This is a genomic window from Mycobacterium paraffinicum, assembly GCF_001907675.1.
Lineage (GTDB): Bacteria > Actinomycetota > Actinomycetes > Mycobacteriales > Mycobacteriaceae > Mycobacterium > Mycobacterium paraffinicum_A.
This window is the reverse complement of sequence record NZ_MPNT01000054.1, coordinates 1-26,258: the sequence shown is the minus strand read 5'-3', so window position 1 is coordinate 26,258 and position 26,258 is coordinate 1. Positions and strand designations below refer to the sequence as shown.

The window sequence follows — 26,258 nt, the reverse complement described above, 5'->3', positions numbered from 1 at the left end:
GGCGACGACGTTTTGGGTGATGTCGGGGCGCTGATGCGCGTGCGGCCGAATGTCGACGGCCAGCGCCAGCGCGAGCGCCAGGACACCGCCGACGAATACCAGGGTCGCGGCGACGACGGCCAGCACCGACTTCCGGCTGTGCCGCTCGCCCGAGTGCGCGGCCGTCTGGGTTCCCCGGGCCGCACCGCCCGCCTCGGCGCTGTAGGCCAGCTCGCGCCCGCCGGCCGGGGGATGCCCTGCGTAGGGCATGGCGGTCGTCGACGGCGCCCCGAGGTGGGCGTTGGCCGCCGCCAACGAGGCGCCGCGGGCCAGGGCCATCTCGGGTTCCTCGGGGGTGGTCACCGACAGCGAGGTCGCTGCCTCGAGCGCCGGCTTGATGTAGGGAATGTCGACCTCGGAGCCCACGAGGAACAGCCCGTCCGGGCGTGCCCTCATCGATTCGGCGCCCGAGGCGAGTTCGGCCAGCTGTGCCAGCGCCGCCCCGTCGCTGCTGGGCAGCGAATGCCGGCGCACGTCGGCGACCGAACCGTCGGCGGTGTCGACGACGGCCATGGTCGCGGTGCTGGGCTCGACGAACAGCAGCGCGGTGCGTGCGCAGTTGGTGGCGCTGCCGGTCGCCTGGGCCAGTGCCGCGGCCGCCATGACACCGGACACCAGCATGACGTCCTCGATCTGGTGCTCCGCCAACGCATTTCGTAACGCGGCCGCCTCGGCCTGGTCCGTCCACGTCACGCCACTCGATTTCACCCGATAGCCACCCGCGGCCGCGCTTTCCCGTGTGCCGAGAATCGCGGCGACCACGCGGTCCGCCGCGCCGGCCGCCGTCGTCTGATCGGCGAGTTCAAATCCGTCCTGGTCGACGGTCACTCCGCCGGCAGCTTCGCCTTCAACGAGCACCATGCGGACCGTCTCGGGCGCCATAGACACGCCAAGTACGACGTCCACCGCTCCTCCAAGTCGTCCAAATCGATTGCCGCGCCGTGCGAGGACACCTGCGTTCCCGCCGCGGGGGGCTTCACTCACACCCCAGAATTGGCCGGACGGATTTTCCTCAGCGTTCCCGGCCCACGCCCCCTCGCCACACTAGCGCGCGAAGTTGGACGCGCCCGGCAGCCGCGAGGGGCTATTTGTGCCCGCCGCCACCGCCGCTGTGGCCACCGCCACCGCCACCGCCGCCGAAGCCGCCACCACCGCCACCGCTGTGGCCACCGCCGAAGCCGCCGCCCCCGCCGAGGCCACCGCCTCCCAGGCCGCCGCCGCTATGACCGCCGCCCGGGATGCCGAAGCCACCACCGGGAGCCCCGCCGCCGATCGGCCCACCACCGCCGTGACCGCCACCGAGCGGTCCGCCGCCGATCGGCCCACCACCGCCGTGACCGCCACCAAGGGGTCCGCCGCCGAACAGGCCACCGGGACCGCTGGGCGCTCCGCCGCCGGAACCGGGGGCGGGTAGGTGCCCGCCGCCCAGGCCGCCGCCGCCCGGGGGCGAGGCGTGTCCGCCGCCCAAACCGCCGGGGCCGCTACCGGGAGGCGTCACATGCCCACCACCAGAGCCGCCCGTGCCGCTACCGGGAGGCGTCACATGCCCACCACCAGAGCCGCCCGTGCCACTACCGGGAGGCGTCACATGCCCACCACCAGAGCCGCCCGTGCCACTACCGGGAGGCGTCACATGCCCGCCGCTCGACCCACCGCTATCCGGAGGCGTCACATGCCCACCGCCCGACCCACCGCTATCCGGAGGCGTCACATGCCCACCGCCCGACCCACCGCTATCCGGAGGTGTCACATGCCCACCGCTGGAGCCCCCCGTGCCACTACTGGGCGGCGGGGACGAGCCCTGCCCGGGCGGAGTTTGGTGCGGAGGCCACTGCGGCCCGGTGCCGCCGGTCTGCGGCGGTTCCGGGACGTGCACCGGTGGTTGGGGCAGCACGGGCGGGGGCGAAACGTGCGGCGGACCCTGAATCACCGGCGGGGTCAGCACCGGGTTGGGGATGGGCACGCGGACCGGGGGCAAGATCACCGGCGCGATCGGCGGGACCACGACCGGTACCGGCACGACCGGAGCCGGTGCCGCGGGGATGGGAGGTGCCGCGGGCGGCGGGGGGGCCGCGGGCGGCGGAGGGGCCGCCGGCAGCGGCGCGGCGAACTGCGGAGTCATCGGCTTGGGCGCCGCCACCGGCTCGGGCAGGTTGAGCTTCGCCGCCGGGGCCGACGCCTCGACGGGCGCCGGCGACTCCTGCGTCGGCACGATGAGGTGTTGTCCCGGGGTGGGTTGCAAAGCGACGGTTCCGGTCGTGCGGATCCCGATCGCCAGCGCGATCTCGAGCGCCAACACCGCGCTGATGCCGGCGACCGCCAACCCGCTCCCAATCAGCAGGGCCGGCCTGCGCCGCGGTTCGACTTCTTCCGGCATGAACAGCTTCTCGATGAGGACGGTCGGCGAGTCGGCGTCCTCGTCCGGCACCGCGCTGTAAGCCAGCTCGTCGTCGACCGCCTCCGGGCCGAACGGTACATAGAGGTACTCGGGCAGCGAATACTGGTCGACGGCACCCGTGCCGGGGTCTTGCGCGTAGGCCAGCGCGGCGGTCGACGAGGCGAACAGCGGCGCGTTGGCCGAGGCCAGGGCGGCGCCGCGGGCCAGCGCCGTCTCCGGCTCCTCCGGCACGCTCACCTCGAGGGAGGTCGCCGTCTGCAGCGTCGGCTTCAGCGGGGCGATGTCGACGCCCGAGCCGACCACCAGCACGCCGTCCGGCGCGGCCTCCAGCTTCTCCAGTCCGGCGATCATGCCGCCGAGCTGCGCGGCGGCCTGGTCGTAGGAATCGGCGTAGATCGGTTGCTTGTAGACGTCGGGGATGGAACCGTCGGAGGTCTCGACGACCGCGAGCGTCGCGGTGTCGGGCTCGACGAACATCACTGCGGTCCGCTCGTAACCCATTGCGCCGCCGACGTTTTGGGCCAGCGCCGTCGCCGCCAGAAAGGCCGACACCAACATGACGTTCTCGATGCGGTAGGCGGCCAACGCGTCGCGCAACGCCGCCGCCTCGAGCTGGTCGGTCCATGTGACACCGATGGACGACACCTCGAGGCCGGCGTCGGCCGCGCCCTCCCGGGTGCCCAGGATCGCGGCAAGCACCTGGTCGGACGCGCTCGCGGTGGCCGCTTCGTCGGCAGCGGCGACGTCGAACACGTCCTCTTCCACGGTGGCACCGTCGGCGTATTCGCCCTCTAGGACCACCATTTGGATCGATGCCGGTGCCATCGACACCCCGAGCACGATATCCAAGACAACCCCTCCAAAGGTATTGCGAGACGAACCATGGCTAGGCGGAGGAAAGAACCATGGCTAACTAAGTATCGCGCAGAAAGGGGGCGCGGGAGGCTCTGAGAACCTATGTAGACCTTATGAAGTTCTGATAGGACCGCGACGGCGTGGGTCCGCGCTGGCCCTGGTACTTCGACCCAACTTGCGAACTGCCGTAAGGGTGTTCGGCCGGGCTGGTCAACCGCAGGATGCACAGCTGGCCGATCTTCATGCCCGGCCACAGCGTGATCGGCAGGTTCGCGACGTTGGACAGCTCCAGCGTGATGTGGCCGCTGAAGCCCGGATCGATGAAGCCGGCGGTCGAGTGCGTCAGCAGCCCCAGCCGGCCCAGCGACGACTTGCCTTCCAGCCGGCCCGCGAGGTCCTCGGGCAGGGTGAACAGTTCCAGGGTGGAGCCCAGCACGAACTCCCCCGGATGCAGGACGAACGGCTCACCGTCGACGGGTTCGACCAGCGTCGTCAGCTCGTCCTGCTGCTTGGCGGGGTCGATGTGGGTGTACCGGGTGTTGTTGAAGACGCGGAACATGCAGTCCAGGCGGACGTCGATGCTGGACGGCTGCACCAGTGCGTCGTCGTACGGGTCGATGCCCAACCGGCCGGCGGTGATTTCGGCCCTGAGGTCACGATCGGAGAGCAGCACGCGACGAGCCTATCCGCTGCTCGCCGTCGCGCGGTCAGTCGGCGAGATACATCTCCCCACCCTTGGGATAGCCCCCGCCAGTGGTGGTGACGTGGACGTGGTCGTAGTGCCCGAGCCGGCTGGGTTGCGCGCCGCCCGGCGTGTAGTAGACGCCGCGCCAGATCGCGTCCTGGATTCCGAAGCGTCTCGCGTTACTCATGACGTACGCGACGATCTCGTCGCCCAGCGCGATGCCGTCGGCGCTCTGCGGGTCGGGGATCATCACGTCGATCGCCAAACCGAGAGGATGCCAGGGCAACGGATCCGGTCGCACCCCGCCCATTTCATGGATCTGGGGGAACTTGGCGGTGATGCTGCGCGACACGAGGATCGTTCTGACCTGCAGGCCCTGTTCGGGCGTGAGCCCGGCGGGCAGGAAGCGCGATCGGGTGTGGTACCTGGACGCTGCGACGGGCGCATCCATGCCGTCGCCGCGGGACACATCCGACGCCAGCACAATCCCGACTGGCTTTGCCTGGACGATTTCTAAGCAGCACGCTGACGTGTCGTCAATAACGGGTTGCGCAATGTGACGCGGGACGAAAGGGGCGTCGTCGCCCGCTGCCGCGAAGAATACCGCAGCCGGGGCCAGCGCCCCTGCCAGGAGCAGCGGTGTTTTACGCCGCTTCTTGGCTAAGCTGTGCCGACCCACCCCAGGCACATTACGACATGATCACGAAAGAATAAACATCGCTTTTGGAATTTGTGGATGAGCGGCGCATTTCGCGGCGTCGGCATTTCACCGTCGGGCTCGCACGGGGTCGGCCGGGCCGCGACCGGAGGGCCCTGTGCACCCGACGGATCCCGCGTCGGATGCTAGCCTTCCTTGGCGAGAGCGCCGATGTAGTTCAATGGCAGAACATCAGCTTCCCAAGCTGAATACGCGGGTTCGATTCCCGTCATCGGCTCCACGATGGGCGGCTCAGATGCTGGCTGCAACCGCACCCTCTCAACATTCGGTGCCCTACGCGGACGGATACGCAAGTCGCGGTTGGCCGGGCTCCAGTTGGTCGATGAACTGACGCAGCGCGACGGCGCGCCGAACACTGCGCCTCAATCGTCGGAAGCGACGTGCGACACCGTTCGCATCGATGGAGTAAGCCGCAGCCAACCGACGCTCACACCACCACCGACACCTTGATCTGCTGTGAAGCGTGACAGTCGCGACGTACGGTAACCCGATCCACAGCAACCGTCACCCAGGAGCGGTCTTGAGATGGGACAGAAATACCGAGTAGCACATGTCGGAACCGGCCACACCGGATCAATCGCGCTTCGGCACATACTCCGGTCGCCCCGCTTGGAGTTAGTTGGGCAACTGGTGCACAGCCCTGACAAGGTCGGCCGCGATTCTGGCGAGCTAGTCGGCGAGCCTGCCGTCGGAGTGGTGGCCACGGACAGCCTCGATGACTTCCTCGCTCTCAACATCGACTGCGTTACGTACTTCGCCGCGGTATCCGGACGTGATAGCAACGAAGTCCTTGGACAGTTATGCGCCATCCTTGCCAGCGGCAAGAACATCGTCACACCGTCGTATTACCCGTTATTTCATCCAGCATCGCTCGATGACGTCACACAGGGGAAACTGCGCGCGGCATGCCGCCAGGGCAACAGCTCGATATTCGCCACAGGCATTGCGCCGGGATTTACCACTGACATTCTTGCCGTGCATGCAGCGAGCATGAGTGAGCTGCCCGCAAAGGTCTCTATCGAAGAACGTATCCCGTGCGGGGCTTTTCGAGGGCTCGGCTTCTTCGCGATGTTCGGGTTCGGTCGTACACCCGAAGAAGACGCCGACGTGTACCCGCCAGGAGCAATGATTGCCACTTTCACTCCGCCCCTTCGACTTCTAGCCCAAGGGCTCGGCTTAACTCTCGACGAAGTCCGCGAGCACCGAGACGTCGCGATTGCCGATCGCGATTACACCTTTGACACCGGCGAGATTCCTGCTGGCACAATCGCCAGTGTGCGAATGCGATTCGACGGTATCGCCAAAGGCCAACCACGGCTGCACTATTCGTCGATCTGGTCGATGCCAGACGATGCGGTCGAAGACTGGCCACCAGCGCTAGCTCCTGGCAGCATTACTCGACGGCTTACCCGGATCACGGTTGACGGCAATCCCCCCGTTCAGGTTGACTTTGCCCTCAATGGCGGCGACCTACCGGGGTCAGCCGCGACTGCCGCCCGTGTGGTAAACGCGATCCCGGCCGTCTGCACGGCCAGCCCCGGAGTCCTAAGCGCGCTCGACCTTATTGTCACTGCTCAGGCAGCCCCACCCAGCGCCTAGGCATATGTCGTGGGCCAACACCGGCGACCATTAGTTGGGCGGGTCATAGCAATCGGGCCCGGGGCATCGTGCGCATAACCATCGGCCAGCCCCGACGCGTCGGCGCAATTCGCGTCGAGCACCGTGAACCTACCACCGCCCAATTGTGGCGCTCGACACACTCACCTGACTGTTTTCCCAGCGAATAGCGTTGTAGTACAGTCAAATCCAGAGCTAAGTCACCCCGCAATCTGCGCAGGGTCTGTGACGGGCCCGTTTCCGCATTGGTACGGAAGTCAAGCGGCAAGCTCGCAACGAACGCGGGGGCTGTGCAAACCAGCAGGCAAGCCAGCGGAATCGCGTGATGCGCGAGGGCCTTGATCGCGACAGCGGTCGATACACACCCGCGGCCACAGCAGCACGCCGGTAATCACGCCGGGCTCTGAAAAACCGCGGCGAGCGTCGACGAAACCGAGCACATCGTAGGAGGCCATGACGATGCCCGGCCGGTCGCCGAGCGCAGCCGCACAAGCGGGGGCGGGAAGACAATTGACCCGCGCCGTGGTCATCATTGCGCTCGTTGCGGCGATCTCGGGCGTGCTCTATGGCTATGACACGGGCGTCATCTCGTGGGCTCTGTTGCAGTTCACCGAGGACTTCAACATCACCGAGGGTTGGAAGCAGGTGATCGCCGCCAGCATCCTGCTCGGCGCCGTCGTCGGGGCCTTGACCTGCAGTTGGTTGTCCGAGTGGCGCGGTCGCCGCGGCACACTGGTGATGCTGGCGGTGCTATTCATCGTCGGCGCGCTGTGGTGCGCCGACGCACCCGATGCCCTGCTGCTGTCGCTGGGACGGATGGTCCTGGGCTTCGCGGTCGGCGGAGCCACACAGACGGCGCCGATGTACGTCGCCGAGCTCTCGCCGCCGGCCTACCGGGGACGGTTGGTGCTGTGCTTCCAGATCGCCATTGGGGCAGGCATCCTCCTCGCGACCATGGTCGGCGTCTCGGGATCGGTCCCCTGGCGAGGGCCGATCGGGTTCGCCTGCGTACCCGCCGCGATCATGCTGTGGTTGTTGCTGCGCCTGCCGGAAAGTCCGCGCTGGCTGATCAAGCAAGACGATCGAAACGCTGCACAAGCGGTGCTGGAAAATGTCCGTCCCGACGGCTACGACGTCGCCGCCGAGCTGGACGAGGCGGCCGAACTCGCGCGCGTCGAACGCACTTCCAGCACCCGCGGGTGGGCCGGGTTGCGCGACGCCTGGGTGCGCCCCGCCTTGGTCCTGGGCTGCGGCATCGCCGTCTTCACCCAGCTCAGCGGCATCGAGATGATCATTTATTACTCCCCGACCCTGTTGACCAACGACGGCGTGTACACGTCCGTGGCGCTACGGGTGTCGGTGGGGTTGGGTGCGGCGTACCTGGTCTCCCAATTGGTCGGGTTGGCCATCATCGACCGGGTCGGTCGGCGCCGGCTCACCCTCATCATGGTGCCGGGAGCGGCGATCAGCCTGTTCGCCCTGGGCCTGCTCTTTGTCACCAGCGGGAGCGGTCACGAGGTGCTTCCCTACATCATGGTCTGCCTAGTCGCCTTCATGCTCTTCAATGGCGGCGGCCTGCAACTTATGGGATGGCTGACCGGCTCGGAGACCTATCCGCTGGCGGTGCGACCGGCGGCCACCGCCGTCCAGTCGGCGACGCTGTGGGGGACCAACCTGCTGATCACCCTGACAATGCTGTCGCTGGTCAAGGCGATCGGGATCGGGCCCTCGATCTGGCTCTACGCGCTGTTCAACGTGGCGGCGTGGATCTTCGTCTTCTTCCGCATGCCCGACCTCACCGGTAAAAGCCTGGAAGAGATTGAAAACAAGCTGTTCGAGGGCAAGTTCCGCCCATCAGACTTCACCCGGTGACGAATTCGGTTGAGCGGTAGGTCGTTTGGGCCGCCGTCCGAATTCTCGACGCGGTTCGCTCTCAGCGATTGGCCGGGCACGGTGCCGGACTGCGTAGCCGCCCGGACGCGGCCCACGTGGCTGAAACCGGCCGCGACACGGCTTCAGGCTGTGTGCACCGAGCGTGGCCGAGGCTCGGGAGACGCCGTCGGCGCCGAGAAGTTCCACTGAGCCGGATCGCGTCGATCAGCTCGTCGACGGTGCGCAGCATCAGGACGCGATACTCGGCCGGCAGCGCCGTCTGGTCGATGATCGTGACCGCGTCGCCGTGCCAGTCGATGGTCCTGCGCACACAGGTGACCCAGCCGGGGCCTTACAGCCTGCCCGCCACGAAGCCCGCGGCCTGATCCACCAGACCGGAGCCGATGTAGGAGGGCTGCAGGTGCGCCGGCCAGCTCGTTCCCCTTCCACAGATGGGGTCACCGGCCGCGCACTGGTCGATTGTCTTGCCCGCGAACGCCGGTCCGACACCGTGGGTGCCGTTGCCGAACAACGCGACCGCCGCGACGTGCTGGTCGGTCCCCGGTGGCAGCCCGCCCCACAGCGCGCGGTCCACCACCTCGGCGCCCAGGGAATAGCCGCCAAGCACGATCCGGGTGTTGGGGCAATCCTTGGCCATGGATTGCACGTGGGCGCTGATGTCGTTGGCGCCGCTGCCGGTGGTGATGTTGGCGGGATAGTTCACCCCGTACACCCCGATCGACTTATTCGTCTTGGCGCGCAGCGAATTGACGAGCGCGTCGCCGACCGCGCCGACGCCGGGTGGTTCCTCCCGGCCGCGCGCGAAGACCACCTCCGCGTCGGGGCACGCCGCCGACGCCATGGGCACCGACGAGATGGGGAGGGGCGCAGCCGCCGGCCCAAGCGCCATCGCGCCGGCGACGATGGCAACGGACGGCACGCTCGCGACGAGCCTCATAACGCGATATTACGGAGTTACTCGAGGCGTCGCCGATGCTTTGTGTGCGCTGTGACCGCCCCGAGCGAAATGGCCTCGCGGCGACCCGGTGACCGGCAGCGCCGAATCACGGGATAGAAGAGGCCACCGGCCGTATCGTCAAGCCCGTGAATCTCCGCGCGCACGGGTGGCACCCGCGCTGGATCATCGCGGCGATCTCGATGGCACCGTTCTGCGTGCTTCGATTTCTACGAGCTTCGGTTTCTACACCCACCCGGCGACACCCAAACGTCGGCAACTAACCGAGTCCACAACCGATCAGGAAGCCGAAGGGGTGTCGTACGATTCACGTCATCGGCTAACGATCGAGGGTTACAGGTGTGCCTTCAAATGGTTCACCAAACTCGCAATGAACGTCTCCATCGAATGCGCCTTCGGGGCGTAGCCGTCTGCGGCGTGATACATCCGCGGGACGGTGACCAACTCACACGGCACGCCGCACGCACGTAGCTTCTCCGCGTACGCCACGTCCTCGTCGTAGTAGAGGTCCAACTCGCCGACGCCGATCCAGGCGGGCGGGAGGCCGGACAGGTCGTCGCGCCGCGCGGGTACCGCGTAGGCCGGCGCATCGGAGCCCCGCGGCTCGCGGCCGAGGTAGGCGGTCCACGCAAACCGGTTCGATTCGGGTGTCCAGACGAGCCGGCCGCGGCCCTCGTCATCGTCGTTCAGCACGGTGCGGTCATCGAGCATCGGATACATAAGCCCCTGAGCGCGCAGCGTGAATCGCTCATCGTGGCTGCGCTGCGCGACAGCGGCCGCCAATCCGCCGCCCGCGCTCCGCCCCACGACAGCGATGCGATCGGCCTCGATGCCCAAGTCGTCGGCGTTGCCGCGCATCCACTGCAAGGTCGCCATGCAATCGTCAAGGGCTGCGGGGAAAGGGTTTTCAGGCGCCAGGCGGTAGTCCGGGGACACGACGACGGCACCCAACTCCCTCGCGAGCCGTCCATGCGTCACGAGCTCGAGTTGCGGAGACCCGACGATCATCCCGCCCCCGTGCAGTGCCAGCACCGCCGGCCGATTGGTCCGGCGTCCTTCAGGAGTGATGACCAGTACGCGAATTGACGGTTGGTCGACGGTCCGCGTGACGACATCGACACCGGGCCCGGGCCCCATCTTGACTCGGTATGTGAGGCGGAGGGCCGGCAGGGACTTGGCCGAGTGTGTGACCGTCACAAACGGCAGCAGCGGGCTGCGCAGCTCGGGCTCCACTCGGGCGAGGGCGTCGCGCATCGCGAGATACCGCCGGGCGGCCAGCGCGGCGACCCCGACAGCAGCGAGGGCCGCGATCTTCTTCATGGTCGGTGAATGTAGTCGTTGGGGGGTGGATGACAACCGACGTTTGAGCAGTCGATTCGAACTGCAGAACCGGACCGCCCAAAACTCGGGTGACTACTTCGCCCGAGGCGAACCTGGTAGGACCTAGCAACATGGCAGTGCTATTGCTCGTCCTCAAGGTCGCGCTGGTCGCCTTCATCGTCGGCGGGACCGCCGTGCTGATCGTCCGCGCGGTGCGGCGCTCGCGGGCGAACAGGTTGGATCCCCGGTGGAAGGGGCCGCGCACCCAGCCCGGCTACGAGGCGTCGGCTCACGGGGCCAAGCCCAATACGCCACTGCCCGAATGGGCCTACTGGGACGACGAGGGCGAGGAAAACGGCCAGGGTCTACGCACCTGAACCCGGGCGCCACACGACCTCCAGGTCGCCTTCACCGAGCGTGACCAAGGCTCGGGTGGCGCCATCGACGTCGGCGAATTCCACTTCGTAGGCGGGCGGCAGGTCCGCATTGGCGTCCTTGGCGTAGTCCATGACGACGGTCCCTCGGGAACCGGCCGGAAGGCCGTGCTCGGGCAGCGGGCGCAGCAGCCGGATCAGGTCGAACTCTTGAGGTCTCAACGTCCTCCCCCGTCGATTCGAAACCCCAGCGCAAGGCCGCATTCTCGACCTAAACCCCCGTGGCCGAACCGTGACCGAGGCGTGGCCAAATGCTAACGCGCCCTTGCGCTTCCGCTGGTCATCCACGATTTACGATCCTCCTATTACAACTATGTCAGTTAAGAGGAATCGGAGCCATGCGAGCGGTCGTTCGGGGTGTTCTTGGGGTGGTCGGGATCGCTGCAGGTGTGGTGACGGGTCCGGCTGGCACCAGCATGGCGGCGGCCTATCAGCCGCATGAATTCGCCATCGCCTCCGTCCTGCCGGCGCGGGACACGACGGTGGGCGTGGCCCACCCCGTCGTCGTGACGTTCGACGCGCCCGTCGCGAACCGGCACGCCGCCGAACGCGCCATCGGAATCACGTCGACACCGGCGATGAGCGGCCGGTTCGAGTGGCTGGACAACAAGGTCGTGCAGTGGGTTCCGGACCACTACTGGCCGGCGCACAGCACGGTGGCGCTTGCGGTCGACGGCCGCTCCACCGAATTCAAGACCGGCCCCAAGGTCATCGGCGTCGCCAACATCACCGACCACACCTTCAAGGTGAGCGTCGACGACGTCGACGCGGCCCCACCGCCCACTCCGCACCACCGACCCCACTTCGGCGAAGAGGGCATGTTGCCCGCGTCGATGGGCAGGCCCGAGTTTCCCACCCCGGTCGGCAACTACACCGTCTTGTCGAAAGAGCGTTCGGTGCTGATGGATTCGAGCAGCGTCGGCATCCCCGTCGACGACCCCAACGGCTACATGCTCAACGTCGATTACGCCGTCCGGATCACCAACCGAGGCCTCTTCGTGCACTCCGCCCCGTGGGCCGTCCCGTCGCTGGGGCTGGAGAACGTCAGCCACGGTTGCATCAGCCTCAGCCCCGAAGACGCCGAGTGGTACTACAACACGGTCAACGTCGGCGACCCGGTGATCGTCAAGCAAGACCTCTGGGAGCGGCCGCCGTCCTGAGCGGCCCCGCGCTCGATCGCTCTGAGCGCGAGAGTTTTTCGCCGCCGGTCACCTCCGCCGAGTTTGAAGTTGGTTTCACGCTCGGCCGGTGGGGCATGCTCGACGGCTCGCAGCACCCATAAGGAACGGACCCGCTGGTCGTAACCAGCGGGTCCGTTCCCGTCGAGAGGGGTTGGGGCTCAGTGCGCGCCCGGGCCGGGCGCAACCGGCTGACCCGGCTGGGGCCCGCCGGTCGGCGCGGGACCGGTCGGCGCGTCCTTGACGCCCGACATGTCGATGAGCGGGGCACCTTCGAGGGGTGCGCCGGCCGCCAGGGGCCCGCCGAGGGCAACCAACGGCGCACCGGCGGGCACCACCGGCGCGATGGGCAACGGCGCGCCCAACGGCAGAGGCAGCGGAGCACCCAGGGGCAACGGCACGGGAGCGCCCACCGGCAACGGCCCGGGCACGGCCAGCGGGACACCTGCCATGTCGGTGAGCGGCGCGCTCGCCGCGCAGACCTGCGCCGTCGGCGCGCCGGCGGCCGCCGCTCCGCCCGCGGCGCCCGGCCCACCGGCCAGGGGCGCACCGGCCGCGCCGGCCTGCCCCTCGATGCAGGCGTAGCCGCCCGTCTTCAGGGGAGCGGCCGCCGCATCCGGGCTCAACGCAAGTGCGGCTCCGCACAACCCAAGGCTGGCAACTACTTTCATGTTGAACCGATCGACGATCGCCATCAGCGTCGACTCTCCTTTAATTCGCGCTCACATATCGGGTGCAGCAGAACCGCATAGCCATCTTTTTCCAGACCGAGGCAATTGTCGGCAGCCGACGGGAAACACCGGACGCGCCGCACCGCGCCGTATCCAAATGGTGACGTCACAAGGGCGTCACGAGCCGGGGGCGCGTCCGCGTAGGGAAAGACCTAGTCGCGGCAACGTTTCGGTCTCGCTGATCGGAATTTTCCGCAGCTCATTCCCAGGGAATTTTTGGCCATTCAACATGTCTTGAAGGTTCTATAGAGGTGAACGGACGGTGAACGAGCAGAGGGAGGATCGCCATGGCGGGACGGCGGGCCTGTGGCCGATTCATCAAGACAGCGCTGCTGAGCGGCCCCATGCTGGTGGCCGGGGTCGCGTTGGCCGGTCCAGCGCAGGCGGACGCGACCACGTTCGTCAATGACCTGCACAAAGACGGGATCCACGCGGTTAGCGGCGGCGACGAGGCGCTGGTGCAGATGGGGCTGAACGTTTGCCAGCAACTGTCGTGGGGCGCCCCTCCCACGCAGCTCGAGGGCCTGGCGCTGCAACGCTCCGACAGCCGGCAGGGCGCCGGCGGGATCACCCCCCAACAGGCCGACGACGTGGTCATCGACGCCGAACGCGATCTCTGCCCGGACGCCTGACGGTCACCCGGCCACCGGTCTTCGCCCACAATTCACCATCGAGATTTACTTCCCCAGCGTGTTTCGCGGCGCTTTCGTGTAAAAGTGCATCATCCGCGATTCGGGCACGGGACGAAGGAGAAGGTTTCGATGGCAGCACAGCGGCCCTATGGCCGGTTCATGGGCGCAGCCCTTGCAGTGGGCCCACTTCTGGCCGCGGGGATCGTCTGGGCGAGCCCGGCCCGGGCGGACGCGACTGCCTTCCTCAACGACTTGCACAACGCCGGCATCCACGCCGTCAACGGCGGCGACGACGCGCTGCTGCAGATGGGCGCGGACCTGTGCCAACAGCTTTCCTGGGGCGCCTCCCCACAGCAGCTCGAGGGCCTGGCGGTCCAGCGTTCGGACGCCGACCAGGGCAGCGGCGGGATCAACGGCCGGCAGGCCGCGGACGTCGTGATCTTCGCCTTGCGCGATCTGTGCCCCAACGCTTAGCGGTGAGCTAAGTTCCGGGAATGGAGCTGAGCGCGCGCAACCTGGGCGCACTCGGCATCCCCGTCCCGGCCTACGACCGCAGTCAAATCTCGGTCGGCATCGTGCATTTCGGCGTCGGCGGCTTTCACCGCGCCCATCAGGCCATGTACATCGACAGGCTGCTTCGCGACGGCCTCGCCCGGGACTGGGGGATCTGCGGGGTCGGCGTGCTGCCGGGTGACCGGCGGATGCGCGACGTGCTGCGCGCCCAGGACGACCTGTACACGTTGGTCCTCGAACATCCCGACGGCACCCGGGAGCCACGCGTCATCGGCTCCATCGTCGACTTTCATTACGCCCCAGACGATCCCGAGGCGGTCATCGAGTTACTCGCCGCCCCGACCACCCGGATCGTCTCGCTCACCATCACCGAAGGCGGCTACCACCCGCCGCTGAGCGACGTCTACCCGCTGGTGACCGAGGCGCTGAACCGCCGGCGCGAACGCGACCTGCCCTCCCCCACGATCGTGTCCTGCGACAACATCGTCGAAAACGGGAGCGTGGCGCGGCACACGTTCACGTCGTACGCCGAACAACTCAATCCCGAACTCGCCCAGTGGATGCGCGAGCACGCGAAGTTCCCCAACTCGATGGTCGATCGGATCACCCCGGCCACCACCCCGGACGCGATCGAGCGGCTACACACCGAATTCGGCGTGCGCGATGCCTGGCCGGTGGTCGCCGAGCCGTTCGCCATGTGGGTGCTGCAGGACGACTTCGCCGACGGCCGGCCCCCGCTGGACAAGGCGGGAGTCCAGCTCGTCGACGACGTGGCGCCCTATGAAGCGATGAAGTTGCGGCTGCTCAACGCCGGCCATCAGGGCCTGTGCTACTTCGGTTACCTGGCCGGATATCGATTGGTGCATGAAGCCGCCCACGACCCGCTGATCGCCGAATTCCTGCGCCGCTACCTGGAATCCGAGGCAATGCCCACCCTTAAGCCCGTCCCCGGGTTGACCGAATTCAAGGACGGGCTCCTGCCCCGCTTCGGCAACGCCTACGTGCGCGACACGGTGGCCAGATTGTGCGCCGACTCCTCGGAACGCATCACGAAGTGGCTGCTGCCCGTGGTGACCGACAACCTGCGACGCGGCGGCCAGGTGCGGCTGTCCGCGGCGATCGTCGCCAGCTGGGCGCGCTACGCGGAGGGCGTCGACGAAGAGGGCCGGCCGATCGAGGTGGTGGACCGGCTCGCCGACACGCTCGTCCCCCTCGCCCGCGCCCAACGCGACGACCCGGCCGCGTTCCTCGCCAACCGCGCGGTGTTCGGCGATCTCGTCGACCAACCCCGCTTCCTCGAGCCCTACCTGTGGGCGTTGGACTCACTGCACCGCCACGGCGCACGCGCCACGCTGCGGGCACTCGTCGGGGCCTGCGGATGACGCTGGTCGCCGGCGTCGACTCGTCGACGCAGTCCTGCAAGGTGCTGATCTGCGACGCCGCCACGGGCGAGGTGGTCCGCGAAGGCCGTGCCGAGCACCCCGACGGGACCGAAATCGACTCGGCGGCATGGGAATCGGCGGCCCGCGCGGCGATCGCGGCCGCGGGCGGCCTGGGCGGCGTGGAGTCGATCGCGGTCGGCGCGCAGCAGCACGGCATGGTGTGCCTCGACGCGACCGGGCAGTCGGTGCGGCCCGCGCTGCTGTGGAACGACGTGCGCTCGGCCGACGCGGCGCGCGCGCTCACCGACGAGCTCGGCGGCCCGGCCGCGTGGGCCGGCGCCGTCGGCGTGGTGCCGCTGGCCGCGATCACGGTGGCCAAGCTGCGTTGGCTCGCCGATCACGAGCCGGCCCACGCGGACCGCACGACGGCCGTCTGCCTGCCGCACGACTGGCTGACCTGGCGGCTGCGCGGCGACACCGACATCTCGGCGCTGACCACCGACCGCAGCGACGCCAGCGGCACGGGCTACTACGACGCCGCGAGCGGCGCCTACCGCGTCGACCTCCTCGAGCTGGCCATGCGCGGCCGCCGCCCCCAGCTGCCCGCCGTGCTGGGGCCCGCGGCCGCGACCCGAAGCGGCACAACCACATTCGGCGCGGGCCTCGGTGACAACGCCGCCGCGGCGCTCGGCCTCGATGCCGACGAGGGCGACGTCATCGTGTCGGTCGGGACATCGGGCGTGGTGGCCGCGGTGACCGCCGACCCGGTCCGCGACGACGCGGGCTTCGTCGCCGGGTTCGCCGACGGGACCGGCCGCTACCTCCCACTGGTGTGCACGCTCAACGCCGCCCGGGTGCTGGACGCGGCCGCCGCCATGCTGCGGGTGGACCACGACGAGCTGTCGCGGCTCGCACTGTCCGCTCCGCCGGGCAGCGCCGGGCTGGTCCTGGTTCCCTACCTGGAGGGTGAGCGAACGCCCAACCGCCCCAACGCTTCCGGGGCGCTGCACGGCCTGCGGGTCGCGAACGCCACACCGGCCAACCTGGCCAGGGCCGCGGTGGAGGGGCTGCTGTGCGCGCTCGCCGACGGCCTCGACCACCTGGCCGCCCATGGCGTGGTCGCGCGCCGCATCCTGCTGATCGGTGGCGGCGCGGCGTCGCGGGCGCTGCGCGCGATCGCCCCCGCGGTGTTCGGCGTGCCCGTGTCGGTGCCCGCCCCGGGGCAATACGTCGCGCTGGGCGCGGCGCGGCAGGCGGCGTGGGCGCTGAGCGGATCGGCGCGACCGCCCGCGTGGGCTCGACCCCCGACCGACGAGTACACCGCCGACCCCACGCCGCAGGTGCACCAGCGCTATGCGCGGGTGCGGGACCTGACCGAGGGGGCCTAGTCACACGGGCGGAACACCGGAAGCACCCGGTACTTCGCGGAGAAGCTGGCCTTCTCGTATTCGTCGCCCACCTCGCCGTCGCACGCGATGACCGTCGGGCCGTCGACGGCGCTGAACGCGAACTCCGGCACCTGCAGCTCGTGATACAGCGGGCTGCGCTCCAGCCGCCCCAGCGCGAGCGCGGTCAGGATCCTGGTCCGCGACCACCGTCGTCCCGCCTCGAGCATCCGGACGTCGATCAGCCCGTCGTCCATCCGGGTCCGCCGCGACGGGGCGAAGCCGGTCGGCAGGTACAGCGAGTTCCCGAGGAAGAACAGCGACGTCAGCAGCGTCTTGTTGTCGTAGGAGATCCGGACGGGCTGGTCGCGGCGCAGGGTGTGCAGCATCGCGTAGAGACCGGCCAGCGGCTTGCCGATGCGTTTCTCCAGCTTTTCGCGCTGCTGCACGAAGGCCGGGTAGGCGCCGATGCTCGCCGTGTTGAGGACCATCTGACTTTCGTTGAGGCACACCAGGTCCACGCATGCCACGCTGCCGCGGCGGATCGCCTCGACGGTCTTGGCCACGGTGTCGCAGCCGATGTCCTTCGCGAAGTGGTTGAACGTGCCGGCGGGGAACACGGCCAGCGGAACCCCTGCCTCGATGGCCACCCCCGCCGCGGCCGCCACCGTTCCGTCGCCGCCGCCCACGGCGAGGACCTCGGCGCGCGCGGCGGCGTCGCGCAGGACCTGCTGCGGGTCGTCGTCGGGGCCGAGTTCGCGGATGTCCGCCCTGGGCAGCGCCTCGCGCACCTCGTCGACGACGCGGGACCCGGTGCCGCTGCCCGATTCGGGGTTGATGACCAGCACCACCCCGGCGCCGTCGGGTCGCTCGGGTGCCGGGACGCGAAGCGGTTCGGTCTCGGGCAGCGCGGTTTCGACGATCGGCGGAACCAGGCGACCGCCCAATACCGCCACGCCAGCACCGATGCCGAACCCGGCGACGACGTCGCCCGGGTAGTGCGCGCCGGTCACCACCCGCGAGAGCCCGACCAGCCCGGCGAGCAGCGCCAGCCCGAAACCGAGCATCGGGTTCTCCAAGCCGACCCCCACGGCGAACGCGGCGGCGCTGGCGGAATGCCCCGACGGGAAGGAGTTGGACGTCGGCCGGCGACGGACCTGCCGGACCAGCGGCACCAGCTCATACCCGGGACGCGGGCGGCGGCGGATGCGTTTGGCGACCTGGTTGGTGACCAGGCTGGTGACCGCGAGCGTCGCGACGCCGCGGGTCGCGCCCCGCTGCGCGCTCTTGCTGCCGGTCGCCGTCAGGGCCGCGGCGATGGCGAACCACAGCTTGGAGTTGTCGGCGGCGCGGGTCAGCGGCGGCATGACCGCGTCCAGCAGCGGGGTGTCGGTCTCGGCGATCGCTTCGAAGATCTCCCGGTCCAGGGTGCCCAGTCCCCTGGTGATCTGATTGATGCCGCGCGCGCGTCGCCAGGGCCGCCTGTTCATTCGCTACACCCTAAATTGGTTGGCGGACATGGACGCATCGGGCTACTTCCAGACATGGCGGGACAACGCTGCGCGGCGGGGCGTGGCCCCGGACGTCGTCGCGGAGATCGCGCGGCGGCACAGCATCAGCCAGGACAGCTTTCGGGTGCTCGGGAAAACCGTGGAGATCCGGGACCCGGACGGCAAGTCCTTCTTCCTGCTGCCCCGCGGCATCGGCGGCGACGACGCCCGCGCGGCGGCCCTGAGCGCCTACGTCCTGAACGCGGGCACCGGCTACGGCAGCGACCGGACGTGGCGCACCGATTTTCCTCCGACGCCATACGGCGCGGCGGAAATCACACGTATCACGCTGCGGCAGAAGGCGAATCGCTGGAGCTACACGCGCGACGTCAGGTTCGTGGACCGCAACGGCGGCCGGCTCGTCGCGACGCCCAACGGCATCCTGATGGGCTTGGGCGGCAACTGGATCCAACGCCAGTTCTGTCGGCGCGGCGGCACCACCTGGGGCGACATCTTCATGGTCAACCTCGGCGCGGTCGCCGACCCCGCGGGATGGCTTCGCCGGATCGTCGAGTCCGGGCACGCCTGGTACGTCCTCGCCGACGGGACACCCGTCCAGAGCCGCCTCGACCTGGATCGCGTGCTGCACCACGAGGAGCGGCACTGCCGGCAATGGGCGGCGAGGGGCTACGTGGGCATGCTGCGCGACTACGGCCGGGAGTTGCTCCGCGAATACGCCCTCGGCGCGATCAACAGGCTCGAGGAGGACGCGGGATTGGCCGACGGTGGCTACAGAGCGTCGATCCCGTGGTAGAGCACCATCGCGCCGATCAGGACCAGGACCGCCGCGAGTAGGGCGGCGTTGTTGCGGTCCATCCAGTCCTTGAGGCTCGCCAGCGTGTCGTCGAGCCGGCTGCCGGCCGCCGCGTAGGCCAATATCGGGATGGCGACGCTCGACGCCGCGATCGCGACGAAGAACGCCGCGGCCACCCAGTCGCCGGCGAGGCCGAGCCCCGCGGTGCCGATGCCCAGCCCGGCCGGGATGCAGATGAGCACCACGTCCGGCCGCACCACCGCCAGGACCGCCCCCATGATCCCGGCCCGGGCCGGGGTGATGGTGGCGAACGAGCGCATCCATTTCGGTGACTCGGCGTGGCCGTGCCGGTTCAGCCATTTGTAGATGCCGTACACGATCAGTCCCGACCCCAGCACCACGCGCAACCACGACGACCAGCGCGGCGGCGACTTGTCCAGGCCGCCGAGCAGGTGGGAGGCGGCGACGGCGAGCGCCGTCAGCGCGGCAATGCTCAGCGCCCAGCCGGCTAGGAACGCCAGGCCGGTAGGCCGCGGGCGCGGCGCCTGCAGCACCAGCACGGCCGGGATCACCGTCAGCGGCGAGAGCGAGACGACCAGTCCGAGCGGAACCAGACCGGTGAGCACGGTGCCCCAGCTGCCTGCCATGGGCAGCAATCTACAGGGCGTGAATCCCGTTGTAGAGCACCATCAAACCGATCAGCACCACAATGACGGCGAGCAGCGTCGCATGGTTTTGCTCCATCCAGACCTTGAGGCGTTCCAGGGGATCGTCGAGGCGCTCGCCGGCGCCGGCATACGCCAATATCGGGATGGCCACGGTTGACGCGGCGATGACGACGAACACCGCGGCGGCCAGCAACTGCCCGGCCGCGTTCAGGCTGCTGCCGCCGACGGCCAGGCCCGCCGCCGCGCACAGGATCAGCACCTCGGGCCGCAGCACCACCAGCACCGCCGCGGTCACCCCGGCGCGGGTGGGGGACAGGGTGGAAAACGAGCGCATCCAGCGCGGCATGCTGCCGTGCCGGTGCCGGGTCAGCCATTGATACCCGCCCAACGCGATCAGCGCCGACCCCAGCACGACGCGGGCCCACGACGCCCAGGTCGGTGGCGCCTTGTGCAGGCCGCCGAGCAGGCCCGAGCCGCTGACGAACACGGCGGTGAGGGCCGCCAGCCCCAGCACCCATCCGGTGAGGAACGCGAGGCTGGTCGGGCGCGGCCGCGGCGCGTGCAGGACCAGCACCGCCGGAACGACCGTGATCGGCGAGAGCGCGATGACCGCCGCCAGCGCGACGAGCTTGGTGAGCACCGAACCCCAACTTGCGTCCACGGGCAGCAATCATCGCATCGGCGTGCCGCACCCGCATGGGTCCGGCGTAAGCGCCGCCGTCAGAACGGCTTTCGGCGCAGCGTCCAGGCGGGCACCCAGTGCGTGACAGTCTTGCGCTCCGAGCCGTAGGCGACCGGGTAGGTGACCAGGCCCCACCAGTCGCCCTGCTCGCAGAGGCCCCAGCAGCTGAGCAACCCCTCGACCACCTTGTGTAGTTGCAACCCGTTGGGCTGATATCGGCCGGAGCGGTGCGGCTCGCGCGGGAACAACACCGTCAGGTCCACCAGGACCGTGAGCGGTGGCCGCACCACCCGGAACGGGCTGCGGACCGGCTGGCCGTTGTACCCGATGGACGCGAACTGCCCCATCGATCGATCATACGTTCGAATACGGCCGGATCGTCGAGTTCGCCATTTCCGAGCCCGCGGCCGGGCGGGTGGATATAGTCGGCTCACCTAACAAGGGGAGGTCCCACATGAAGATGGCTTGTGCCGCTGGCCTATTGGCGTTGGCGGGGCTGCTCACCACCGGCGTGGGCGTGGCCGGTGCCGACCAAGTCGAGGTCGAGGGCAACTATTCGAGCCTGGCCGGCTGCGAGGCGGACGCCCCGAACGTCGAGATCACACACAACGACCACCTCTACACCCATTGGGACTGCCGCGAGGGCTCCGACGGCTTCTGGCACGTCTGGCTGCTCAACTGACCGGGCCGTAGGCGACCAGCGGCGGGAACCGGATCGGGCTCTGGCACCATAGCGGCGTGCGGAACCCGCTTCGCCGACCGACGGCCGCGCTGGACCCGCTGCTCGTCGGGCTGCTCGCCGTCGCGGTGAGTCTGGGCGGCGCGGGCCGCCCGTCGTTCTGGTACGACGAGGCCGCCACGATCTCGGCCGCCTACAGCCGGTCGCTTGCCCAGCTGTGGCGGATGCTGGGCAACGTCGACGCCGTGCACGGCCTGTACTACCTGCTGATGCACGCCTGGTTTCAGGTCTTCCCGCCCACCGAGTTCTTCTCGCGCGCCCCGAGCGGCCTGGCCGTCGGGGGTGCGGCCGCCGGAATTGTGGTGCTGGGCAGGCAGTTCTCGTCGCGCACCGTCGCGGTCGCTTCGGGTGTCTGCTGCGCCGTCCTGCCCCGGACGACGTGGGCGGGCATCGAGGCCCGCCCCTACGCGCTGTCGATGATGGCCGCCGTGTGGCTGACGGTATTGCTGGTGCTTGCCGCGCGCCGCGACACCGGGTGGCTGTGGGCGGCCTACGGCGCCGCCCTGGCCGCATCGATCGCGCTCGAGGTGTACCTCGCGCTGATGGTCGCCGCGCACGTCGTCCTGTTGGTCGCATCCCGTTGCGCACGAAGGGCTTTACTGCGGTTCGCCGTCGCCGCGGGAGTCGGGGTAGGCGCCATGGCGCCCTTCTTGGTGAAGGTCGCGGGGCAGGCGCATCAAATCAGCTGGATCGCGCCGATCGGCCGCCGGACGCTCGAAGACGTGGTGATGCAACAGTGTTTCGAGCGCAGCCCCCCGTTCGCCGTGCTGTCGGCGCTGGTGATTGCGGCGGCTATCGTGTTGTGGCTCAGCAAGTCCGCGCTCTTGGCGCGGTCCGACGGGCAGCTGCTGGCCCTCGCGGTGGCGTGGCTGGCGCTGCCGACCGCGGCCATTGTGGCCTACTCGGGGCTGGTGCACCCGATCTACACCCCGCGCTATCTGTCGTTCACGGCGCCGGGCATGGCACTGATCCTGGGCGTCTGCGCCGCCGCGGTGACCGCCCGGCCGTGGCTGACCGCGGCCCTCGTCGCGCTGTTCGCCATCGCAGCGACCCCCAATTATGTTCGGGCGCAAAGAACTCCGTACGCCAAGTACGGGATGGACTACAGCCAGGTGGCCGATCTGATCAGCGCCCAGGCGGCACCGGGCGATTGCCTGCTGGTGAACGACACGGTGACGTTCATGCCGGCCCCGATGCGCCCGTTGCTGGCGGCGCGCCCGGACGCCTACCGCAAGCTGGTCGACCTGACGCTGTGGCAGCGGGCGACCGACCGCAACGACGTCTTCGACACCAACCTCATTCCCGAGGTTGTCGCGAAACCGTTGAGCCAGTGCGCCGTCGTGTGGATCATCACCCAGGCCGACCCCTCACAGCCGGCGCACGAGCGCGGCCCGGCGATCCCGCCCGGGCCGGTCTACGGGGCGACCCCCGCCTTCGCGGTCCCGCACGACTTGGGCTTCCGGCTCGTCGAGCGCTGGCAGTTCAACCTGGTTCAGGTGTTCAAAGCGCAGCGATAAGTCACCAGATGCGGATGTAGTCGACCAGCATCGAGGCCGGAAAGGTGCCCGCGGCCGGATCACCGGCGCCGACACCGCCCACGGCGAGCGTGAACATCGGCGTCATCCAGTAGCCGGGAATGTTGAACGGCCACCGGAAGTCGTCCGGGGCGCCACCGGCGACGTGGATGGGCTTGTTGGGCACCTTGAAGTACTCGGCGCCGTCCCGCGCGAATTCGAATCCCTCTTCGCCCCAATGCATTCGCCAGGTGTGCCAGTTGCTGTCGACCAGACCGGGGATCGACTTGCCTTCCCACGTCTTGCCGTTGGACGCCGCGTGGACGGTGGTGCCCGGCGCCCAGTTGCCGTTGCCGTACCACTCGAAGACGTCCACCTCACCGTCGGGCAGCGGGTCCTCGTTGACGCCCCAGAACGAGGGCCACAGGCCGGGGTACAGGCAGTCCAGCTTGATCCGCGCCTCCCAGGTCTGGTTGATCATGCTGCGGAAATTGCCCCGCAGCTTGCCGCTGTAATAGGTGTTGTTCAGCAGATCGTGGGTGGCGCGCAGGACGAGGTTGGAACTGCCGTCCTGGAACACGTTCTGGCGGTCGTCGCGATAGATGCCCTCCACGGGCGGGAACACGTCGTCCTGCCAGGTCTGGATGGTCCACTTGCCCGGGTCGGGCGGCGAGCCCGCGGGTCCGTCGAACTCGTCGGCGAAGATGTAGGGACCGCCGGGACCGGCCGACGGGGGCGCCTCCGGCGCCGAGGGGGTGGCCCATGCGCCCGGCAACCGCATCGCAGCCCCCAGCATGCCGAGCCCCGAGATCAACATCATGCTGCGACGATCCATCTAGAACCCACCAATCGTGAAAGCCGCGTTCCGACCTAGCGCGATACCCCTAAGCAACTTTTGCAAACGGTGTTATGAAACCACGCGCAGGGGCGCCCCGCATGTCACACCCGGGCCGTGGCGGCCACTTTTCGCGTGGTAATGACGGCGATCAGCGGGAGGCCGGTTCGCTGAGCTTGACCAGCGTCTTGCCGATGTTGACCCCGGTGAACAGCCCGTTGAGGGCGTCGACGCACGACTCGATGCCGTCGAAGATGGTCTCCCGGTGCTTGAGCCGGCCCTCGGCCTCCCATTGCCGCAGCGCGGCGAACGCCTCGTCGAACCGCCCCCACTGGTCGAGGGCGTTGAACCCCTGCATCAACGCGGTCCTGGACAGCAGGTTCACGTAGTTGGCCGGACCGGGATGCTCGCCGGTGAGGTAACTGGAGATGACGCCGCACAGGACGACCCGGGCGTGCGGGGCCAACCGGCCCAGCACCGCGTTGAGGATGGGACCGCCGACGTTGTCGAAGTAGACGTCGACGCGCTTCGGGCAGTGCTGCTTGAGCGCCGCCGCGAGGTCGTCGTTCTTGTAGTCGATGCAGGCGTCGAACCCGAAGTCCTCGACCACCGCGCGGCACTTCTCCGGCCCGCCCGCGATCCCCACCACCCGGGCGCCGGCGATCTTGGCGATCTGCCCGGCCACCGACCCGGTGGCCCCGGCGGCCGCCGAGACCACGACCGTCTCCCCCGCCTTGGGCCGGCCGATATCGGTCATGCCGAAATACGCGGTGGCGCCGGTGGGCCCGTACACCGACATGATCGCCAGCTGGTCGTCCTCGCCGGGGATGGGCGTGCTGAACAAATCGTCGCGGATGATCGCGTACTCGGAGAAGCCGGTCAGCGTGGTGACGACGTCGCCGACGGCGTAGGCGTCGCAGCGCGAGGCGACCACCTCGCCGATCCCGGCCGCCCGGATCACCTCGCCGAGCTGCACCGGCGGAAGGTAGCTGGGCTGGTCGTCGAGCCAGGTGCGTGCGGCGGCGTCGATCCCGACGTAGGTGGTGCGCAGCAGCGCCTCACCGTCGGCGGGCTCGGGCGCCGGCGTGGTGACCAGCTCGGTGTCACCGGGCGAAACGAGCCCGGTAGGGCGGCGACGAAGGAGGACCTGACGGTTCGGCAGTTCGGGCACGATGCAAGAAACTACCGAACCCGCCGAAACCGGCCGGGCGAATGGCATATTCAACCCATGGCAGCAAACGACGACCCGGAGGATCGGATCCGGGAACTCGAACGCCCGCTCGCCGACGCGGCGCGGGCATCCGAGGCAAGTAGCGCACAGTCCGCCGGCCAGGCCTTCGAGCCGAGCCCGGGCTACCCGGCCCCGCCGGCCTACCCGCCCGCCCCGGCCTTCCCGCCCGGCCCGGCAGGTCCTCCCCCGCCACCGCCGGCGTGGAGCTATGGCGGCCCGCTCGGCGGGCCGCCGCAAGGACCCTCGGGCAATCGGATGTGGTGGATCGTGGGCACCCTCATCGCCGTCGGCGTGCTGGCCCTCGCCGGCGGCATCGCCGCCTTCGCGGCGCACCAGCTCTACGGCGTCCGATCGATCATCACCTCCCCGCCGACCTTCACCAACACGTTCGGTCCCCAGACCACCACCCCGGGCGGCACCGGCCCGTCCACCACCACCCGGACCAAGACGCCGACGTCGACCACCACGTCCACCTCACCCACGCCGCCGCCGGGCAGCCAGGTGACGGTCTCCGGGATCGGCGAGAACCGGACGATCGCGTGCAACGCCAACGTCGTCAACGTCAGCGGCGTGTCCAACACCGTAGTGATCAGCGGTCACTGCGCGAGCCTCACGGTGTCGGGCGTCCAGAACGACATCACCGTCGACGCCGTGGACAGCATCGAAGCCTCCGGCTTCAACAACAAGGTCACCTACCACTCGGGCGCGCCGAAGGTCGGCAACTCGGGTAGTGGGAACGTCGTCCAGCAGGGCTGACGGCGTTACGGCGCCTCGCCGGATTCGTCGTCGTGCGCATCGCCGTCGAGGACGCTGACCGCGATGCCATAAGGCAGGAAGCGCACCCTGCGCTTGGGGTCGACGTTGTCCTTGTTGGCCCGCAGCGCGTCGAGCTCGGTCGCGTACACCTGTTCGACGTGCGCGCCACCGTCGGCGTCCACCGTGTAGATGGCCCAGACGCCGTCCCCCGCCTCGCCGGCGGTCTCGGGCTCCGGGCGGGGCCGCCGGGAGAAGTCCTCGAAGATCGACGACCAGCCGGGGCGGGCGCTGGGAGCCGCGACAAACCTGCTGACCCGCTCGAACACGTCGCGCAACCCCTCGCTGCCCTCGCGGATCATTCGATCGAACTCGTCGGGATCGAACCCGAAGGCACCGTATTCGCCCATCGCGACCTCCTCGCCGCTCATGTCGTCACCGCCCAGTGTGCGCGCAGTCGCTCTCCCGCGCCACGTCCTTACGGCGGGGGCGCCGGCGGAGGCGGCGGGGTGATCGGGATCGGCACCGTGACGAACGGGAAGTGCAGGTACATCGTCACCGGGGGCTGCGCGGGCGCGGCCGGCGCGGGTGGGGGCGCCGCGGGCGGTGGAGGGGGCGGGGCCGCCGGCGGCGGTGCGGGAGCCGGTCGTTGGACGGGCGGGGGCGTGTACGCCAGCACGCGGTCGGCGCCGACGCCATCGTGGTCTCCGTCGACTACCGGTTGGCGCCCGAACACCCCTACCCCGCCGCGATCGAAGACGGTTGGGCCGCAACGCTTTGGGCCGCCGACCACGCCG

Annotated in this window: 27 protein-coding genes, 1 tRNA gene and 1 pseudogene; 14 read left to right on the top strand and 15 right to left on the bottom strand. The window is 69.1% G+C overall.

The annotated features are described in order from the left end of the window. The 4 genes from BRW65_RS29760 to BRW65_RS29745 form a co-directional block, all read right to left on the bottom strand. Window positions 1-945: DUF7159 family protein (locus tag BRW65_RS29760; RefSeq protein ID WP_073880893.1), on the bottom strand; the 945-nt coding region annotated here is incomplete at its 3' end. A 178-nt stretch (window positions 946-1,123) separates the two neighbouring features. Continuing rightward, window positions 1,124-3,262: a DUF7159 family protein gene (locus BRW65_RS29755; RefSeq protein ID WP_244168273.1), complete on the bottom strand. Its 2,139-nt coding sequence runs from the start codon at window positions 3,260-3,262 to the stop codon at window positions 1,124-1,126. A gap of 130 nt (window positions 3,263-3,392) precedes the next feature. Further along, window positions 3,393-3,965: a dCTP deaminase gene (gene dcd, locus BRW65_RS29750; protein ID WP_067749071.1), complete on the bottom strand. Its 573-nt coding sequence runs from the start codon at window positions 3,963-3,965 to the stop codon at window positions 3,393-3,395. 34 nt (window positions 3,966-3,999) lie between these two features. After that, window positions 4,000-4,656 carry a hypothetical protein gene (locus tag BRW65_RS29745; protein ID WP_208611954.1) on the bottom strand — a complete coding sequence of 219 codons (657 nt, stop codon included), beginning with the start codon at window positions 4,654-4,656 and terminating at the stop codon, window positions 4,000-4,002. Window positions 4,657-4,841: 185 nt separating this feature from the next. Here BRW65_RS29745 and BRW65_RS29740 point away from each other — a divergent pair. The 3 genes from BRW65_RS29740 to BRW65_RS29735 all read left to right on the top strand — a co-directional run bounded on the left by BRW65_RS29740 (window position 4,842) and on the right by BRW65_RS29735 (window position 8,184). Next, window positions 4,842-4,915 (top strand) — tRNA-Gly (locus BRW65_RS29740). Between the two features lie 476 nt (window positions 4,916-5,391). After that, a complete protein-coding gene (locus BRW65_RS31575) occupies window positions 5,392-6,294 on the top strand; it encodes a hypothetical protein (RefSeq protein ID WP_139273315.1) in 903 nt (300 codons plus the stop codon). A gap of 471 nt (window positions 6,295-6,765) precedes the next feature. Next, the gene (locus BRW65_RS29735; RefSeq protein ID WP_347876649.1) at window positions 6,766-8,184 is read left to right on the top strand and encodes a sugar porter family MFS transporter; all 1,419 of its coding nucleotides are present in this window, start codon (window positions 6,766-6,768) and stop codon (window positions 8,182-8,184) included. A gap of 352 nt (window positions 8,185-8,536) precedes the next feature. On the opposite strand, the gene BRW65_RS29725 is transcribed toward BRW65_RS29735, so the two are convergent. Next, complete coding sequence (locus tag BRW65_RS29725; protein ID WP_073880885.1) at window positions 8,537-9,142, bottom strand: cutinase family protein; 606 nt, start codon at window positions 9,140-9,142, stop codon at window positions 8,537-8,539. A gap of 351 nt (window positions 9,143-9,493) precedes the next feature. Continuing rightward, window positions 9,494-10,480 carry an alpha/beta hydrolase gene (locus BRW65_RS29720; RefSeq protein WP_073880883.1) on the bottom strand — a complete coding sequence of 329 codons (987 nt, stop codon included), beginning with the start codon at window positions 10,478-10,480 and terminating at the stop codon, window positions 9,494-9,496. Between the two features lie 131 nt (window positions 10,481-10,611). Here BRW65_RS29720 and BRW65_RS29715 point away from each other — a divergent pair, with 131 nt between their 5' ends. After that, window positions 10,612-10,857 carry a hypothetical protein gene (locus BRW65_RS29715; protein WP_073880881.1) on the top strand — a complete coding sequence of 82 codons (246 nt, stop codon included), beginning with the start codon at window positions 10,612-10,614 and terminating at the stop codon, window positions 10,855-10,857. Here the strand turns inward: BRW65_RS29715 and BRW65_RS29710 are convergent. Continuing rightward, window positions 10,846-11,076, bottom strand: coding sequence for a DUF4926 domain-containing protein (locus BRW65_RS29710; RefSeq protein ID WP_244168271.1), 231 nt, complete (start codon window positions 11,074-11,076; stop codon window positions 10,846-10,848). The genes BRW65_RS29715 and BRW65_RS29710 overlap by 12 nt on opposite strands. 176 nt (window positions 11,077-11,252) lie before the next feature. On the opposite strand from BRW65_RS29710, the gene BRW65_RS29705 reads away from it, so the two are divergent. Continuing rightward, window positions 11,253-12,074: a L,D-transpeptidase gene (locus BRW65_RS29705; protein ID WP_073880877.1), complete on the top strand. Its 822-nt coding sequence runs from the start codon at window positions 11,253-11,255 to the stop codon at window positions 12,072-12,074. Window positions 12,075-12,253: 179 nt separating this feature from the next. On the opposite strand, the gene BRW65_RS29700 is transcribed toward BRW65_RS29705, so the two are convergent. Beyond that, entirely contained in the window at window positions 12,254-12,787 is a 534-nt protein-coding gene (locus tag BRW65_RS29700) for a hypothetical protein (protein WP_073880875.1), read from the bottom strand. A 323-nt stretch (window positions 12,788-13,110) separates the two neighbouring features. Here BRW65_RS29700 and BRW65_RS29695 point away from each other — a divergent pair, with 323 nt between their 5' ends. The 4 genes from BRW65_RS29695 (at window position 13,111) to BRW65_RS29680 (ending at window position 16,738) form a co-directional block, all read left to right on the top strand. Continuing rightward, window positions 13,111-13,455, top strand: coding sequence for a DUF732 domain-containing protein (locus BRW65_RS29695; protein ID WP_073880873.1), 345 nt, complete (start codon window positions 13,111-13,113; stop codon window positions 13,453-13,455). A gap of 129 nt (window positions 13,456-13,584) precedes the next feature. Next, a complete protein-coding gene (locus BRW65_RS29690) occupies window positions 13,585-13,929 on the top strand; it encodes a DUF732 domain-containing protein (protein ID WP_073880903.1) in 345 nt (114 codons plus the stop codon). Between the two features lie 20 nt (window positions 13,930-13,949). Then, window positions 13,950-15,350, top strand: a complete 1,401-nt coding sequence (locus BRW65_RS29685) for a mannitol dehydrogenase family protein (protein WP_073880871.1) — start codon at window positions 13,950-13,952, stop codon at window positions 15,348-15,350. After that, complete coding sequence (locus BRW65_RS29680) at window positions 15,347-16,738, top strand: FGGY-family carbohydrate kinase (protein ID WP_073880869.1); 1,392 nt, start codon at window positions 15,347-15,349, stop codon at window positions 16,736-16,738. Before BRW65_RS29685 ends, BRW65_RS29680 begins: the two co-directional genes overlap by 4 nt. On the opposite strand, the gene BRW65_RS29675 is transcribed toward BRW65_RS29680, so the two are convergent. After that, window positions 16,735-18,225 carry a bifunctional phosphatase PAP2/diacylglycerol kinase family protein gene (locus BRW65_RS29675; RefSeq protein ID WP_073880867.1) on the bottom strand — a complete coding sequence of 497 codons (1,491 nt, stop codon included), beginning with the start codon at window positions 18,223-18,225 and terminating at the stop codon, window positions 16,735-16,737. The genes BRW65_RS29680 and BRW65_RS29675 overlap by 4 nt on opposite strands. Before the next feature lie 28 nt (window positions 18,226-18,253). Between BRW65_RS29675 and BRW65_RS29670 the strand changes: the two genes are divergently transcribed. Then, window positions 18,254-19,039 carry a hypothetical protein gene (locus tag BRW65_RS29670; protein ID WP_073880901.1) on the top strand — a complete coding sequence of 262 codons (786 nt, stop codon included), beginning with the start codon at window positions 18,254-18,256 and terminating at the stop codon, window positions 19,037-19,039. Here the strand turns inward: BRW65_RS29670 and BRW65_RS29665 are convergent. From BRW65_RS29665 to BRW65_RS29655, 3 genes are all read right to left on the bottom strand, one after another. Continuing rightward, on the bottom strand, window positions 19,015-19,686 hold the full coding sequence (locus BRW65_RS29665; RefSeq protein WP_073880899.1) for a GAP family protein: 672 nt from the start codon (window positions 19,684-19,686) through the stop codon (window positions 19,015-19,017). The genes BRW65_RS29670 and BRW65_RS29665 overlap by 25 nt on opposite strands. 10 nt (window positions 19,687-19,696) lie before the next feature. Next, window positions 19,697-20,347, bottom strand: a complete 651-nt coding sequence (locus tag BRW65_RS29660) for a GAP family protein (RefSeq protein ID WP_139273316.1) — start codon at window positions 20,345-20,347, stop codon at window positions 19,697-19,699. A gap of 80 nt (window positions 20,348-20,427) precedes the next feature. Beyond that, window positions 20,428-20,736, bottom strand: coding sequence for a hypothetical protein (locus BRW65_RS29655; RefSeq protein WP_073880863.1), 309 nt, complete (start codon window positions 20,734-20,736; stop codon window positions 20,428-20,430). A 107-nt stretch (window positions 20,737-20,843) separates the two neighbouring features. On the opposite strand from BRW65_RS29655, the gene BRW65_RS29650 reads away from it, so the two are divergent. Both BRW65_RS29650 and BRW65_RS29645 read left to right on the top strand, forming a co-directional pair. Continuing rightward, on the top strand, window positions 20,844-21,071 hold the full coding sequence (locus BRW65_RS29650; protein ID WP_073880861.1) for a hypothetical protein: 228 nt from the start codon (window positions 20,844-20,846) through the stop codon (window positions 21,069-21,071). 56 nt (window positions 21,072-21,127) lie between these two features. Beyond that, entirely contained in the window at window positions 21,128-22,645 is a 1,518-nt protein-coding gene (locus tag BRW65_RS29645; RefSeq protein ID WP_073880859.1) for a glycosyltransferase family 39 protein, read from the top strand. A gap of 1 nt (window position 22,646) precedes the next feature. Here BRW65_RS29645 and BRW65_RS29640 read toward each other — a convergent pair whose 3' ends face one another. Both BRW65_RS29640 and BRW65_RS29635 read right to left on the bottom strand, forming a co-directional pair. Then, window positions 22,647-23,477 (bottom strand): glycoside hydrolase family 16 protein, encoded by an 831-nt coding sequence (locus BRW65_RS29640; protein WP_073880857.1) that lies wholly within the window; start codon window positions 23,475-23,477, stop codon window positions 22,647-22,649. 151 nt (window positions 23,478-23,628) lie between these two features. After that, a complete protein-coding gene (locus tag BRW65_RS29635) occupies window positions 23,629-24,648 on the bottom strand; it encodes an NADP-dependent oxidoreductase (protein ID WP_073880855.1) in 1,020 nt (339 codons plus the stop codon). 57 nt (window positions 24,649-24,705) lie between these two features. Between BRW65_RS29635 and BRW65_RS29630 the strand changes: the two genes are divergently transcribed. After that, entirely contained in the window at window positions 24,706-25,464 is a 759-nt protein-coding gene (locus BRW65_RS29630; protein ID WP_073880853.1) for a DUF3060 domain-containing protein, read from the top strand. 5 nt (window positions 25,465-25,469) lie between these two features. On the opposite strand, the gene BRW65_RS29625 is transcribed toward BRW65_RS29630, so the two are convergent. Next, the gene (locus tag BRW65_RS29625) at window positions 25,470-25,871 is read right to left on the bottom strand and encodes a hypothetical protein (protein ID WP_073880897.1); all 402 of its coding nucleotides are present in this window, start codon (window positions 25,869-25,871) and stop codon (window positions 25,470-25,472) included. A 251-nt stretch (window positions 25,872-26,122) separates the two neighbouring features. Between BRW65_RS29625 and BRW65_RS29615 the strand changes: the two are divergent. After that, window positions 26,123-26,258: pseudogene (locus BRW65_RS29615) on the top strand (alpha/beta hydrolase fold domain-containing protein); the annotation flags it as partial.